The 14,145-nt window shown below is 67.6% G+C and carries 12 protein-coding genes; 4 read left to right on the top strand and 8 right to left on the bottom strand.

The genetic code is table 11. The features are described 5' to 3' along the window. Window positions 1–28: 28 nt before the first annotated feature. The 7 genes from NZL82_RS12430 to NZL82_RS12400 form a co-directional block, all read right to left on the bottom strand. On the bottom strand, window positions 29–586 hold the full coding sequence (locus tag NZL82_RS12430; protein WP_261270071.1) for a (2Fe-2S)-binding protein: 558 nt from the start codon (window positions 584–586) through the stop codon (window positions 29–31). A 34-nt stretch (window positions 587–620) separates the two neighbouring features. Next, window positions 621–1,775 (bottom strand): CaiB/BaiF CoA-transferase family protein, encoded by a 1,155-nt coding sequence (locus NZL82_RS12425; RefSeq protein WP_261270070.1) that lies wholly within the window; start codon window positions 1,773–1,775, stop codon window positions 621–623. Between the two features lie 48 nt (window positions 1,776–1,823). Further along, complete coding sequence (locus tag NZL82_RS12420; RefSeq protein WP_261270069.1) at window positions 1,824–3,008, bottom strand: acyl-CoA dehydrogenase; 1,185 nt, start codon at window positions 3,006–3,008, stop codon at window positions 1,824–1,826. Window positions 3,009–3,073: 65 nt separating this feature from the next. Beyond that, on the bottom strand, window positions 3,074–3,625 hold the full coding sequence (locus NZL82_RS12415) for a YbjN domain-containing protein (protein WP_261270068.1): 552 nt from the start codon (window positions 3,623–3,625) through the stop codon (window positions 3,074–3,076). Window positions 3,626–3,734: 109 nt separating this feature from the next. Beyond that, entirely contained in the window at window positions 3,735–5,864 is a 2,130-nt protein-coding gene (locus tag NZL82_RS12410) for a TonB-dependent receptor (protein ID WP_261270067.1), read from the bottom strand. Between the two features lie 97 nt (window positions 5,865–5,961). Next, the gene (locus NZL82_RS12405; RefSeq protein ID WP_261270066.1) at window positions 5,962–6,330 is read right to left on the bottom strand and encodes a hypothetical protein; all 369 of its coding nucleotides are present in this window, start codon (window positions 6,328–6,330) and stop codon (window positions 5,962–5,964) included. Then, entirely contained in the window at window positions 6,327–6,503 is a 177-nt protein-coding gene (locus tag NZL82_RS12400; RefSeq protein ID WP_261270065.1) for a hypothetical protein, read from the bottom strand. Before NZL82_RS12400 ends, NZL82_RS12405 begins: the two co-directional genes overlap by 4 nt. A 77-nt stretch (window positions 6,504–6,580) precedes the next feature. Here NZL82_RS12400 and NZL82_RS12395 point away from each other — a divergent pair, with 77 nt between their 5' ends. Further along, on the top strand, window positions 6,581–7,216 hold the full coding sequence (locus NZL82_RS12395; RefSeq protein ID WP_261270064.1) for a S24 family peptidase: 636 nt from the start codon (window positions 6,581–6,583) through the stop codon (window positions 7,214–7,216). Between the two features lie 13 nt (window positions 7,217–7,229). Here NZL82_RS12395 and NZL82_RS12390 read toward each other — a convergent pair whose 3' ends face one another. Continuing rightward, window positions 7,230–7,415 carry a hypothetical protein gene (locus tag NZL82_RS12390; protein WP_261270063.1) on the bottom strand — a complete coding sequence of 62 codons (186 nt, stop codon included), beginning with the start codon at window positions 7,413–7,415 and terminating at the stop codon, window positions 7,230–7,232. Between the two features lie 175 nt (window positions 7,416–7,590). On the opposite strand from NZL82_RS12390, the gene NZL82_RS12385 reads away from it, so the two are divergent. The 3 genes from NZL82_RS12385 to NZL82_RS12375 all read left to right on the top strand — a co-directional run bounded on the left by NZL82_RS12385 (window position 7,591) and on the right by NZL82_RS12375 (window position 14,123). Further along, window positions 7,591–7,800 carry a hypothetical protein gene (locus NZL82_RS12385; protein WP_261270196.1) on the top strand — a complete coding sequence of 70 codons (210 nt, stop codon included), beginning with the start codon at window positions 7,591–7,593 and terminating at the stop codon, window positions 7,798–7,800. A gap of 117 nt (window positions 7,801–7,917) precedes the next feature. Beyond that, window positions 7,918–9,954, top strand: a complete 2,037-nt coding sequence (locus NZL82_RS12380) for an autotransporter assembly complex family protein (RefSeq protein ID WP_261270062.1) — start codon at window positions 7,918–7,920, stop codon at window positions 9,952–9,954. After that, window positions 9,951–14,123 carry a translocation/assembly module TamB gene (locus NZL82_RS12375; protein ID WP_261270061.1) on the top strand — a complete coding sequence of 1,391 codons (4,173 nt, stop codon included), beginning with the start codon at window positions 9,951–9,953 and terminating at the stop codon, window positions 14,121–14,123. The genes NZL82_RS12380 and NZL82_RS12375 overlap by 4 nt, the downstream gene beginning before the upstream one ends. Window positions 14,124–14,145 lie beyond the last annotated feature (22 nt).

Genomic DNA, 14,145 nt, shown 5'->3' with positions numbered 1-14,145 from the left:
TTGTCAGCTATCCGAAAGAATCGATTCCTCATGGCTCGTCGCGCGGGGTGGCTATGGCTGTCAGTGCAGGCACGACGCGCGCCGCATCGGCGGGATCGGTGCCGGGCAGCGGGGCGGCGGGGATCGTCTCCTCACCGCGAGCGGCCCGTGCGGCGCGCTGGATCGCCTCGACCAGCCGGGGGTAGATGCCGCAGCGGCAGATATTGGTGATGCCGGTGCGGATCACCTCCTCCGACGGGTCGGGATTGTGCTGGATCAGCACGGCGGCGGCCATCACCATGCCGGGGATGCAATATCCGCACTGACTGACATTGGCGGCGAAGAACGCCTGTTGTACGGGATGCGAGCGGTCGCGCGACAGCCCCTCGATGGTGGTGACGACACTTCCTTCGATCCGGCCGATCGGAACCTGGCAGCTTCGCACCGCCCGGCCATCGACATCGACCGTGCAGGCCCCGCAATCGCCCGTGCCGCAGCCATATTTGGTGCCGGTCAGGTTGGACGCATCGCGCAGCGCCCAGAGCAGAGGCGTGTCGGCGGGCAGGCGATAGCGAACGGGCTGGTTGTTGACGGTCAGGCTGGTCATCGCGGCTTTGCCCTACGCGATCCGGCCGAGCCCCTCAATCGGACCGCTCATCATGCCGCCCATCCCGGTCATTCAGCATCGGCGCGGCGCGGTCGAGGACCAGGCCCGCATCGGAAAATCGGATCGGGGTCCGCACCCCTGGCACGGTCGAGCCGTCGGGCCGCTGCGGCCGAATGGCGAGGCCGCGCGCCACGATCTGCGGATCGGCAAAGGCTTGCTCGACGCTGTTGATCGGCCCCGCTGGAATGCCTGCGGCCTCCAGCGCGGCGAGCAGGTCGTCGCGGCGCCAGCGGACGGTCGCCGCCTCGATCACCGGGGTCAGTTCGGCGCGGTGTTCGCACCGCAAGGCGTTGGTGGCATAGTGCGGATCGGCGCCGTCGATTTCGACCAGTGCGGCAAAGCGCCGGAACTGCGCATCATTGCCCACCGCCAGGATGAACCACCCATCGCTGGCCGGGAAAGCGGCATAGGGTACGATATTGGGATGCGCATTGCCCAGCCGGGTCGGGGTCACGCCCGAAGCCAGATAGTTCATCGCCTGGTTGGCGAGTACGCCCGTCATCGTGTCGAGGAGGGCCATGTCGATCTGCTGCCCCCGCCCGGTCCGCTCGCGCATGTGAAGCGCAGCCTGGATCGCGATGACGGCATACAGGCCGGTCATGATGTCGGCCAGCGCCACCCCGATCTTCTGCGGCGGGCCCGATGGCTCGCCGGTCAGGTCCATGATCCCGCTCATTCCCTGCACGATGAAGTCGTAGCCTGCGCGCGCCGTATAGGGCCCGTCTTGGCCGAAGCCGGTGATCGAGCAATAGACGAGGCGCGGATTGATCGCGGAGAGGCTGGCATAATCCAGGCCGTAGCGGGTCAGGCCGCCCAGCTTGAAATTCTCGATCACCACATCGGCGTCCGCGATCAGGTCGCGCACCATCTGCTGTCCCTCGGGGGTGGCGAAGTCGGCGACGACCGACGCCTTGCCGCGATTGGCCGCATGGAAATAGGCGGCGTCGCGGCTGCCGTCGGGATTGGTGACGAAGGGCGGTCCCCATCGGCGGGTATCGTCACCCTCGGGACTTTCGACCTTCGTCACCTCCGCACCGAGATCGGCCAGCACCTGACCCGCCCAGGGACCGGCAAGGATGCGAGCGAGTTCGACGACCTTCAACCCGGCGAGGGGGGCGGGTTTCGTCATCTCAATCCTCCCCAGGCTCGGCTGGGGAGGGAAGGATGGCGAAGGACCTCAAAACGCCGCGATCCCCGTGATCGCGCGGCCCAGGATCAGCGCGTGGACGTCGTGCGCACCTTCATAGGTGTTGACGGTCTCCAGGTTCAGCATGTGGCGCATCACCTGATACTCGCCCGAAATGCCGTTGCCGCCATGCATGTCGCGGGCGGCGCGGGCGATGTCCAAGGCCTTGCCGACATTGTTGCGCTTGACGATCGAGATCATCTCGGGCGCGAACCGCCCCTCGTCCATCAGCCGCCCGACGCGCAACGACGCCTGCAACCCCAGCGCGATTTCGGTGTCCATATCCGCCAGCTTCTTCTGGTAAAGCTGTGTCGCCGCCAAAGGCCGTCCGAACTGCTTGCGGTCGAGACCATATTGGCGCGCGGCATGGAAACAGAATTCCGCCGCCCCCATCGCACCCCAGCTGATCCCGTAGCGCGCGCGGTTGAGACAGCCGAACGGCCCCTTCAATCCCTCGACATGCGGCAGCAGCGCGTCTTCGCCGACCGCGACATCGTCCATCATCACCATGCCGGTGATCGAGGCGCGCAGGGACAGCTTGTTGTCGATCTTCGGCGCGCTCAACCCCTTCATGCCTTTTTCCAGCACGAAGCCGCGGATCGCTCCCCCATGCGCCTCCGACTTGGCCCAGACGACGAAAACATCGGCGATCGGCGAATTGGAGATCCAGGTCTTGGCGCCGGACAGGACATAGCCACCGTCGACCTTCTTCGCGGTGGTGCGCATCCCGCCTGGATCGGACCCCGCATCGGGTTCGGTCAGGCCGAAACAGCCAATCCATTCGCCGCTCGCCAATTTCGGCAGATAATGGCGCCTCTGTTCGTCCGAGCCATAGGCATGGATCGGATACATGACGAGGCTTGACTGCACGCTCATCATCGAGCGGTAGCCGCTGTCGATCCGTTCCACCTCGCGCGCGATCAGGCCGTACGCGACATAGGATGCCCCGACCCCGCCGAACTCCTCCGGGATGGTCGGGCCGAGCAGGCCGAGCGCGCCCATCTCGCGGAAGATATCGGGATCGGTATGCTCCTGCGCGAACGCCTCGATAATGCGCGGGGCCAGCCGATCGTCGGCATAGGCGCGCGCGGTATCGCGGATCATGCGCTCGTCATCGGTCAATTGGTCGTCGAGCAGGAACGGATCCGCCCAGTCGAACTTGCCCATTCGGGACATCGGTATCTCTCCTTATGCCCCGCTTCTCCCGAAGGCCGGGGGCTTTGTCCACCCCCGGCAGCGGGTCAGGAGCTTCGCTTCGCCGTCGTGCCAGCGGGAGCCGTGGCATCGGCCGGAGCCGCCGATGGATTGGCGGTCAGGAAGGCGTCGATATTGCCCAACACGCTCGACCACCATTCGACCGTATCGGAGAAATTGGCGTGGGTGACGCCGCCGATCGTCGTCATGTCATGGGTCAGCCGCAGGTCGCCGTCCTTGGTCAGCGCCATCTGGGCAAGGCGCTTCTCGCTGTTCCACTTGTTAACGAACGCCAGGTCGCGCGGCTTGGACGGGGTCACCCGCATCGAGAATTGCAGCGAGGCGCATTGCCTATGCGCTTCGCAGTCGTAGAAGAGGATGTTGAACTTATAGCCCGCGGCGGCGCTGACGATCATCGGATCGCCTTCATTGTCCGTATCGATCAGCCCCTGATAACCGGCACGGATCATCGCGCCGCCGACCGTTTCGGGCGCGCTGGCGCAGATCAGATTCTTGGGACAGGGCTCGCCATCCTTGGCCGACGCGGCGCTTGCGCATCCCACGAGCAACGCCGCACCGATCCATCGCCACCATGCCATTTTCAATCCCCCGATGATAAGGCGGCAAGGCTATCATCGATGCTTCGTGACGCAAGCCGATCGGGCATGTCGGCCCCTTCCCGCCGATGCGGGAAGGGGCGGGCACCGCTTACAGCTTGAAGCTCAGCGTGGCGCGGAGGTCGCGACCCGCCAGCGGGGCGAAGTCCTTCAGCACGCTGGCATGGCGGCGCGCATCGACGTCGAAGATGTTGTTCGCCGACAAAGTGAGCGTGGTCGGGTTCAGCGCGCCCCAGGGCTTCAACTGCACCGAGGCGTTGACCAGGGTGAACCCGTCGGTCGGCGTTTCCAGACCCAGCACGCGGGTCTGCTTGAAGCTGCGCTCCACCTCGACCCGAGCGTTCACGCTGTCCGACTGCGCCTCGAGTCCGCCGAGCAGGCGGAGCGGCGGGATGCGCGGCGCGGGGCCCGTGCCGATGATCTGGGCATGGACGTAATCGCCCAGCAGGTCCGCGTTGATCGCATACGCCCCGATCGTGGCAAGACGGAGCGAACCTTCCGCCTCGATGCCGTAATAGCGTGCGTCGGCCTGGGCATATTGGAAGCAGGGCAGGTCTACCTCGCGACCCGATGGCGCCGCCGCGGCTTCGCACGGCCCCTGGGCGACCAGCGCGTCATAGATATAGTTGGAGAAGCGGTTGTAATAGGCCGAAGCGTCGAAGCTATAACCTTCGCCATGACCATGGACGGTCGCCTCGATGCCCCAGCTCGATTCCTTTTTGAAGTCGGGGTTGCCGAGTTCATAGGCCTCGGTCCCGGCATGGGGGCCGTTGGCGAACAGTTCCTCGGCGGACGGCGCGCGCTCGGTCCGCGACAGGTTCAGGCCGGCGCGCCAGTCGGCCGCGAAGCCATAGCTGGCCCCGATCGAACCCGAAAAGGCGTCGAAGCTGCGCTGGCCCCGGAAGAAGCGGTCGTCGTCCACGGCGGTGCGTGCGGTCAGCGTGGTATGCTCGAACCGGCCGCCCGCCTCCATCTTGACCGCGCCGCGATCCAGCTGTTGCAGAGTGAACAGACCGACCTGCGCCGTGTTGTTGCGCGGCAGGAACGCCTCGTCCCCGCGCACGTCGAAGTCGCGGTTCAGGAACTGGACGCCCGATGCGCCCTGCCATCCGCCGCGCTTGGACTGGACCAGTTCCAGACGGCTTTCGATCCCCTTGTTGTAGAAGGCCGTGCCGACCTCGCCATCTTCTTCCAGCTCGAAGTGGCGATATTGCGCCGCGCCTGCGCGCAAGCGAATGCGATCGAGGAAGCCGCCGCCCGTCTCGATCTCGCCGCGCAGGTCGAGACGATTCTGGACGAGGCTGAGGCGCGGCGCCTCGGGCTCTTCTCCGCCGGGGGTCAGGCTGTAGCGGATCGGCACGCCGTACAGGCTGTCATAATGGCTATAGGCGATGCCCAGTGACCCGGTGTCGGTGATCAGCGATCCGCCGACGCCCGCCGTCCAGGTTTCGCTGGCCGTATTGGGCAGGCGACCGCGCAGATTGGCGACGCTGGCGAAGTCGAGCGGATCGTTGGGGGCCTGCTGCGCCGATGCCTGCGCCTCGGCACGGGCGCGGGGGGACAGGACATAGCCGCCGATCTTCAGATCGTCGGTCTTCAGATAGGAGCCGTCGGCGTGCAGCACGAACTGCTTGCCGACTGCGACATCGGTGGCGCCCGCCACCGAGCGTTCGGTCGCGGCCGAGCCATAGGAGGCGATGCCCGACAGGCGATAGCCCTGCTCCGGCACCGAGCGCGGGATGCGCGTGTCGATCACATTGACCACGCCGCCCACCGCCGATGAGCCGAACAACAGGGCGGAGGGGCCGCGGAGGACCTCGACCCGGTCGGCGAGCAGCGGGTTGATGACGACCGCGTGATCGACACTGGTGTTCGACACGTCGATCGAACCGATGCCGTCGGTCAGCACGCGGATACGCTCACCCTGGAAACCACGCAGCACCGGGCGCGAGGCATTGGGGCCGAACGAGGTCGCGGATACGCCCGGCTGGCGCGCCAGCGTCTCGCCGATGGTTGGACGGATCGACCGCTGCAATTCGTCACCGGTCACGATCGAGGTGCCCGACAACACGTCGGTCTCGGACTGCTGCACCGGCGCGGTCACCACGATCTCGCGACCCCGGTTGGCCGATGACGGCGCGGTCTGCGCGGTGGCGGGGGCGGCGAGCAGGCTGACGAGCGCGGTGGCCGAAAGGCCGGACAACAGAACGGACTTGAACAAGACAGGGCTCCGACATGTGAAGCCCTGTCGAGTACAGTAGTGTTACAACATATCAAGCATTAAATGATATTTGCTTGTCCGCCCACTGACGGTCGCGTCACCCATTGGCCGCGTCCAGGCAGAGCAGGACGCGCAGGCACCATCCACCGTCGACGCGCTCCACCGCTATGTCGGCCACCAGGTCGCGGCCCAGCGGAATGTCGCTTTCCGGCAAATCCCGGAGCCAGGCCGATAGTGCAGGCCCCGGCGCGGCCGCGAGCGAGAGGGCAATTACCGAACCGCTGAACGTCGCCGACGACCAGGGCTCAACCGTAGCGACGGTCAGCAGGACGGTGCATCCCGCCCGCGCTGCGTGCGCCATCAGCGCGCGGGCCAGTCGTTCGCCGCGATCGGTCGGGCGGCGGAGCGGCGGTCGGCCGGGGCGGATAGAATCCGACCGGTCCGCGGCAGGGGCGAGCGCGCTCATGCGGAGCGACCCGCGATGAAGCGGGTGACGCGTCGAATCATCTCCGATCCCGGCTCGCGCCCCTTGCGCAGGTCGCTGACCAGCCGGGGGTCGTTGACCGCCAGCCGCCCGAATTTGGTCTCCGGCATCTGGCTGTCCTTCAGATAGCGTTCGATCACTCCCAACAATTCCATGGACATTCTCCCATTGCCCGATTCTTTGATGGCGTTCATGATCTGTTCTGATTTCCAACTTGTCTAGGAAAAATCCTATGCCTATATTCGACAGCATGTCGGGAACGGAAATCAGGGCGGTTTTGCAGGAGCTTGCGGCAAAGGCCGGGGTCAGTCTCGCGGCGCTGTCGCGGATGCTGGGGCGGAACGACGCCTATCTTCAGCAATTCGTGCAGCGGGGAACGCCGCGCGTTCTGGCCGAGGGAGACCGGCGGCAGCTTGCCGAGTTCTTCGGTGTGCCCGAAACGCAATTGGGTGGTTCGACGGCGACGGGGCCGATGCTGGTCCGGCGGCTGGCGGTGGCGGCATCGGCGGGGCCGGGCGCGACCGTCGATGACGAGGTGATGGTCGGCGTCGAGGCGATCGACCGCCAACTCGCCCGCCGGCTGGGACTGAGCGACGGCGGCGCCTCGGTCATCCGGGTCCGGGGCGACTCGATGGCACCGGGCCTGATGGACGGCGATCATCTGGTGGTCGACCAGAACGACACCCGCCCGACCGCGCGGGGTGGGCTCTATGTCATCCGGGTCGGGGACGCGCTGATGGTCAAGCGTGTCCGTTCAGTCCGGGAGGGGCTGGTCGCGACCAGTGACAATCCCGCTGCACCACCGGTGCCCGACGGGCCGATCACGGTCATCGGGCGCGTCGCATGGCAAATGCGCTTGCCGAACTGACGGGACCGCGGCCCTAGCGCCCGCGCCACCACAGGAGCAGCGCGACGACGATGCCCAGCGCCAGGCCGATCAGGACGCCGACCGTGACTTGTCCCGTCGCCAGGCCAGCGACGATGCCTGCGACCACGCCGAGCGCGATGAAGAATCCGCCTGCGGGAGAGGTGCTGCGCGGCGGGCGGGGTGGCGGGTGGTCGGTCATGCCCCAAGTCCTGCCACGCCGGACGAGGCTAAGCCAGCCGCCGCAAAAACCGGAAAACACACCATATGGTGCATTAACCATTTCGGGGGGTGGCAAATTTCATATCCCGGGCTTAGGGCAGCCGCTCTTTCCGGGGGTAGGGGCCAGGATGTTCATGCGTGATCGCGGCGGCGAAATGGAGGTTGTTCCCTTTGTGAGTGGGACCGACGTCGAGACGGCCGCCGAACTGATCGAGACCTTCGGCGAATCGGCGGGCGACGAAGCCGCCGCGCGGGCGGGGCATAGTCGCGACATGGGCAATCACATTCATTTCTGTCGCTGGCGCCAGATCGAGCGGCTGATCGGCCTGCTCTCCATCGAAGAGGCGTTCGGGACCGTCCACTGACATCCCGGCGATGACGGGCGCAGGGTTTGGGGTTTCGCGACGACCGGCATGGCAAATCTGGTCGGTTGATGGCGCTTTGGGGTGTTGCAAATGCCTGCGCACGGCTAGGGATCAGGCATGATGGTCCGCGTCGGGCGGCCGTGCCGCTCGGTCGCTATCATAGTCTTCGCAATGGGTTTTGGCGGCACGGGCTGGGCTGGCCGTGCGGTGGCGCAGACGCTGGTCCCGTCACCTGCGTCGTCTGCACCCGCGCAGACGACGGTGCAGACGAGCCCGCAGACCGGGACCCAACCCGCGACAGATGCCGACGATCCGACGATGCTCGATCCCACCGCGCCGCTGGCGCCCTTGCCCGAGATCGGCGTCGCCTGGCCCGATCTGGCGCAGGCGCCGGGCGACCCGGCCGGGGCCATGGCGGCGACCGTCGATGCCGCCGCCGAGCGCCGCTATCGCTGGCGGGTCGAGGGGATCGAGGGCGCGGGCGCGCTGGTGCGGCAGCGTTTCGAACAGCTCTCCTCGCTCGACGCCAATGACGGCGAGCCTGCCAATGCGGCCCAGCTCGACCGGCGCGCGCGCGAGGATTCGGCGTTGTTGATCAGCCTGTTGCGCGGGGCGGGCTATTATGACGCGCAGGTCTCTACCCGGATCGAGCCCGGCGACGAGCCGACCATGGTGTTGCAGGCGGTGCCCGGCAATCTCTATCGCTTCGCCGACGTCACGCTGGCGGGCGTTCAGGCGGCGGGGCGCCAGGCCGCGCCGCTGGAAGAGGCGTTCGGGATCAAGCCGGGCGATCCGGTCGACGCCGACACCATCGTGGCGGCCGAGGCGTCGCTGAAAGCCGCGGTGGGCGAGGCGGGGTTCCCCTTTGCCAAGCTGGGCGAGCCACAGATCGTCGTCGACCGCGCGGCACGGACCGCGACGCTGGACATGACCGTCGATCCGGGCTCGGCGCGGCGCTATGGCCGGATCGTCATGGCGAACGATCGGCTGTTCGATGCCAACCATGTCCAGGACATTGCCCGCTTCAAGCCAGGCCAGCCCTATGACTCCGCTGGGCTGGACGATCTCCGCCGCGCGCTGGTGCAGACCGGACTGGTCTCCTCGGTCGAGGTAAAGCCGGTGCCGGGCGACACGCCGGAGACGGTCGACATCGCGGTCGCGCTGGAGCCCGCACCGCCGCATACCATCGCGGGCGAACTGGGTTACGGTACGGGCGAAGGCGCGCGGGCGGCGATCAACTGGACCGATCGCAACCTGTTCCCACCCGAAGGCGCGCTGACACTGCGCAGCGTGCTGGGCACGCGCGAGCAACTGGGCGCGGTCGTCTTCCGCCGCAACAATTTCAATGGCCGCGACCGCATATTGAACGCGCAATTCTCCGCCGCGCACATCCTTCGCGACGCCTATGAGGCCAAGACGCTGTCGCTGTCGGGCAGTCTGGAGCGGCAGACCAATATCTTCTTTCAGAAGACCTGGACCTGGTCGCTGGGGGCCGAGTTGCTGACGTCGGACGAACGCGATGTGATCGAGGCGACGGGCGAACCGCGACGGCGCACCTTCTTCATCGGCGCACTGCCGACGAGCCTGAATTACGATGGGTCGGACGACCTGCTGAACCCGACGCGCGGTTTCCGGCTGGGCGGCCGATTTAGCCCCGAATTGTCGTTGCAGGGCAGCGCCTTCGGCTATGCGCGCACGCAGATCGATGCCAGCCTCTATCACCCGTTCGGCGATCGGGTGGTGCTGGCGGCGCGGACCCGGCTGGGCACCATATTGGGGGCGCCGCGCGACCAGATCGCGCCGTCGCGGCGTTTCTATGCGGGCGGCGGGGCGTCGGTGCGTGGCTATGGTTTCCAGGCGATCGGGCCGCGCGATGCCAATAACGATCCGATCGGCGGGCGCAGTCTGGCGGAATTCTCGATCGAGGCGCGGGTGCGCACGTTCGGCAATTTCGGCGTCGTGCCGTTTCTGGATGCGGGCAATATCTCCACCTCGCCTTTGCCGCGCCTGACCGGACTACGCTTCGGCACCGGGCTGGGCGTGCGTTACTATTCCAATTTCGGGCCGATCCGCCTCGACGTAGGCACGCCGCTCAATCCGCAGCGCGGGGATAGTCGGGTCGCCGTCTATGTCTCGCTGGGACAGGCATTTTGAGCGAGGAAGGACCGATCGCGCCCGAACAGGCGCCGTCCACGCCGCCGCGCCGGGGCATCCGCTGGTGGCGGATCCTGGGGATCGCGCTGGCGTCGCTGGTGGCGATCGTGGCGGCCGCGTTGATGATCGTCGATACCTCGATCGGGCATCGCTGGGTCGCGGACCGGATCGGCGCGATCAGGACCGAGACGGGGTTGCGCTTCTCGGTCGGGCGGATCGACGGATCGGTCTATTCCGACATGCGGCTGGTCGATGTGCGCGTCTATGACCTTGACGGCCTGCTGGTACAGATACCCCGCGCACGGCTAGACTGGCGGCCGCTGAACTGGGCACGCGGAACCCTGGACATTCGCCGGGCCGAGGCCCCGCTGGCGACGCTCTACCATGTGCCGCGCACCCGGAAGACGGGGCGGCAAAGCCCGATCCTGCCCGATTTCGACATCCGGATCGACCGGCTGCATCTTCAGCGTCTGATCCTCGCCAAGCCAGTATTGGGCCAAGTGCGGGTGGCCCGTGTCGATGCACAGGCGGATATTCGCGACGGACACGCGCTGGTGGCCGTGAACGGCGCGGTGGCGGGAAGCGACCGGTTGCGCCTGAAGCTGGATGCGCGGCCCGACCATGACCGGTTCGACCTGGCGGTCGAGGCCCGGGGACGGCGCGATGGCCTTCTTGCCAGGATGGCAGGCGTGAGGGCGCCGGTGTCGCTAAGCGTCGCGGGGGCGGGGCGCTGGTCGCGTTGGGCGGGCCGCGCGCAGGGGGCAATCGGATCGGCGCGGGCAGTCGATCTGTCGCTTTCGGCGCAATCGGGTCGCTATGCCGTGTCGGGGGAGGTCGCACCTTCGCTGGTCCTGCATGGTCGCTTGCAGCGACTGACCAGCCCGCGTGTCGTCGTCGCGGGGCAGGGGGATTTCGCCGACCGGCGGCTGAGCGGCGCGCTGGTGCTGCGCTCCCCGGCCTTGCGCCTGCGCACACGGGGGCTGGTCGATTTGGGCCAGCGCCGGTTCGAGCGGGTGCGCATCGATGCCAGCCTGCTTCGACCCGAAGCGCTGTTCGCCAATATGAGCGGACAGGCGATCGCGCTGACTTTGCGGCTGGACGGCGCGTTCGAGCGGGCGGCGTTCGATTATCGCATGGCGGCGAACCGTTTTGCGTTCGACCGAACCGGCTTCGAGCAGGCGGCGGCGGTCGGCAAGGGGCAGCTTGCCGGGGGCTGGCCGCTGACGCTGCCGGTACGCTTCACGGCACAGCGCGTGACGGGGGTGGGTGAAGCGGCGGGCGGCATCCTTCACCGCCTGTCGGTGGCGGGCAATCTGCGCATCACCAAGCGCGAGATTGTGGGCCAGGGCTTGGCGCTGCGCTCCGACAAGCTGGCGGGGCGGCTGAACCTGCGTATCGACCTGACCAACGGCCGTTACGATCTCGGGCTGGACGGCGCGTTGCAGCGGTACCTGATACCCGGCCTCGGCATCGTCGATGTCCGGTCGCGCCTGACCGCGGTTCCGGGCGCAAATGGTCATGGGACGCGCATCGTCGGGCGGGGAGAAGCGCAGGTTCGGCGGTTCGACAACGCCTTTCTCCGCTCGCTGGCGGGGGGATTGCCGCATCTGACCACCGATCTGGAACGCGGGGCGGATGGGGTGTTCCACTTTCATCGCCTGGTCCTGACCGGACCCGACATCCGCCTGAACGGCGAGGCGATACGACGGAAAGACGGCACCTTCCGCTTCGTCGGCGGTGGTCGGCAGAAAAGCTATGGCCCGGTCCAGCTCGTGCTGGATGGGCATATCGAGCGCCCCGTTTTGGATCTGGTCCTGACCGTGCCCAACGCCGCGCTGGGCCTGCGCGATGTGCGCGCGCATCTGGACCCGACCGATCAGGGATATGCGTTCCGCGCCGCCGGGGGATCGCGCCTTGGGCCGTTCCAGGCGGCGGGCGCGATCCTGTTGCCCAGGGGACAGGATGCGGTCGTCCAGATCAATTCGCTCGACGTCGCGGGTACTCGCGCAACCGGGGCGCTGACCGTCGTGCAGGGCGGCTTTGCCGGTCGCCTGGGCGTGGCAGGCGGCGGCCTGTCGGGCGAGCTGCTGTTCCGGCCGGTGGGGGAGGTGCAGCGGATCGAGACCCACCTCGCCGCGCGCCAGGCACAGATTTCGGGCATCGCCGTTCGCCAGGGGCGGCTGGACCTGATCGCGCTGCTCGATCCCGCCGGGGCCTCGGTCGAGGGGACGGCCAATGCGCAGGGGCTGCGGCACGGCGCCTTCAACATCGCCCAGATGGGCGGGACAGCCAAACTGCGTGGTGGCACCGGCGAGGTTCGTGTCGGTATATCCGGATCGCGCGGTCGTGCCTTCTCGATCCAGACGGTGACCCAGGTCGCGCCGGACCGTTTCGCCGTGACGGCGCAAGGGACACTCGACCGCCGCCCGCTCCAATTCCTGTCGCCCGCCATCGTGACGCGCGACGGCGATGGCTGGGTGCTGGCACCGACCCGGTTGAGCTTCGCGGGCGGCGAGGCGAAGCTGGCGGGGCGGCTGGACCCGGACGGAACGGAGGTACAGGCCAGCCTGACCCGAATGCCGCTGACCGTACTCGACATCGGCTATCCGGGGTTGGGGCTGGGCGGCAGCGCGACGGGGACGCTGGTCGTGCGGCAGGGGGCGGGCGCGCCGACGGGCAAGATCGACCTGACGATCCGGGGACTGACCCGCGCCGGGCTGGTCCTGACCTCGCGTCCGATCGACATGGGCGTGGCAGGGGTCCTGTCCGCCGACCGGCTGGGCGTTCGCGCCGTCATGGCGTCGGGCGGGCGGATCATCGGACGGGCGCAGGCCCTGATCGTCCCGACCGCCGAAGGCGATTGGGTCAGCCGGATGCAGGCGGGGCGGCTGATCGCGCAGCTTCGCTATGCCGGGCCCGCCGATACATTGTGGCGGCTGACCGGCGTGGAGATGTTCGACCTGTCCGGCCCCGTCGCCATCGGCGCGGACGTCAGCGGGTCGCTGAACCAGCCCGTCATTCGCGGCGCGGTGAAAGCGATCGGAGCGCGGATCGAAAGCGGCACCACCGGTACCGTCCTGACCGATGTTCAGGCCAGCGGCCGGTTCGGCGGATCGCGGCTGGTCATCGATCGCTTCGCGGCACAGGCAGGGCGCGACGGCCGGGTCAGCGGGACCGGCCAGTTCGAATTCGCCGCCGCCAACGGCGTCGGCCTCGACCTGTCGCTCCAGGCGAGCAATGCGACGATGATCGCGCGCGACGATATCGGCGCGACGGTGACGGGGCCGTTGACCTTTCATTCGGACGGGGCTGGCGGCACGATCGCGGGCGATGTGGTGCTGAACCGCAGCCGCTATCGCCTGGGTCGCGCCACGGCGGCGACGGCGGTGCCGCAACTCAACATCCGCGAGATCAACATTCCCGGCGGCGGGGAAGAAGACGACACGCCCCGCAAGCCATGGACGCTGGCGATCCGCGCGCGGGCGCCCAATGGACTGATGGTCTCCGGCCTAGGACTGAACAGCGAATGGTCGGCGGAGTTGAAGATCGGCGGCGCGCCCGACAATCCGGCGATCACCGGCCAGGCCACGCTGATCCGCGGCGATTACGACTTTGCCGGACGCGACTTCGATCTGGCGCGCGGCGTGATTCGCTTCGGCGGCGAAGTGCCCGCCAACCCCGCGCTCGACATTGCGGCCAATGCCAATGTCCAAGGCCTGAGCGCTTCGATCCGCGTCACGGGCACCGCGCTGAAACCCGAGATCGGCTTCTCCAGCACGCCCGCCTTGCCCAATGACGAGCTTTTGTCGCGCCTGCTGTTCGGGACGTCGATCGCCAGCCTGTCCGCGCCCGAGGCTCTGCAACTGGCGGCGGCAGTAGCGGCGTTGCAGGATGGTGGCGGCGGGTTGAACCCGATCAACGCGGTGCGACGTGCGGCGGGGCTCGACCGGCTGCGTGTCCTGCCCGCCGATGTGCAACAGGGGCGCGCCACCTCCGTCGCGGCGGGGAAGTATATCACCCGGCGGCTCTATGCGGAGATCATCACCGATGGGCAGGGTTACTCGGCCACTCAGGTCGAGTTCCAGGTGACCCGCTGGCTCTCGCTGCTCTCCAGCATATCGACACTGGGGCGGCAGAGCGTGAACGTTCGGATATCCAAGGACTATTGAGGCGTTGCCGCGCGCAACCGAA

The sequence above is a fragment of the Sphingomonas sp. LC-1 genome (genome assembly GCF_025371035.1).
Lineage (GTDB): Bacteria > Pseudomonadota > Alphaproteobacteria > Sphingomonadales > Sphingomonadaceae > Sphingomonas > Sphingomonas sanguinis_E.
This window is presented reverse-complemented; position numbering and strand designations above follow the sequence as displayed.

Excerpts from the sequence above, each read along its gene's own strand:
- NZL82_RS12430 (WP_261270071.1), bottom strand. The coding sequence starts at position 586 with ATGACCAGCCTGACCGTCAACAACCAGCCCGTTCGCTATCGCCTGCCC.
- NZL82_RS12425 (WP_261270070.1), bottom strand. The coding sequence starts at position 1,775 with ATGACGAAACCCGCCCCCCTCGCCGGGTTGAAGGTCGTCGAACTCGCT.
- NZL82_RS12420 (WP_261270069.1), bottom strand. The coding sequence starts at position 3,008 with ATGTCCCGAATGGGCAAGTTCGACTGGGCGGATCCGTTCCTGCTCGAC.
- NZL82_RS12415 (WP_261270068.1), bottom strand. The coding sequence starts at position 3,625 with ATGGCATGGTGGCGATGGATCGGTGCGGCGTTGCTCGTGGGATGCGCA.
- NZL82_RS12405 (WP_261270066.1), bottom strand. The coding sequence starts at position 6,330 with ATGAGCGCGCTCGCCCCTGCCGCGGACCGGTCGGATTCTATCCGCCCC.
- NZL82_RS12400 (WP_261270065.1), bottom strand. The coding sequence starts at position 6,503 with ATGGAATTGTTGGGAGTGATCGAACGCTATCTGAAGGACAGCCAGATG.
- NZL82_RS12395 (WP_261270064.1), top strand. The coding sequence starts at position 6,581 with ATGCCTATATTCGACAGCATGTCGGGAACGGAAATCAGGGCGGTTTTG.
- NZL82_RS12390 (WP_261270063.1), bottom strand. The coding sequence starts at position 7,415 with ATGACCGACCACCCGCCACCCCGCCCGCCGCGCAGCACCTCTCCCGCA.
- NZL82_RS12385 (WP_261270196.1), top strand. The coding sequence starts at position 7,591 with ATGGAGGTTGTTCCCTTTGTGAGTGGGACCGACGTCGAGACGGCCGCC.
- NZL82_RS12380 (WP_261270062.1), top strand. The coding sequence starts at position 7,918 with ATGATGGTCCGCGTCGGGCGGCCGTGCCGCTCGGTCGCTATCATAGTC.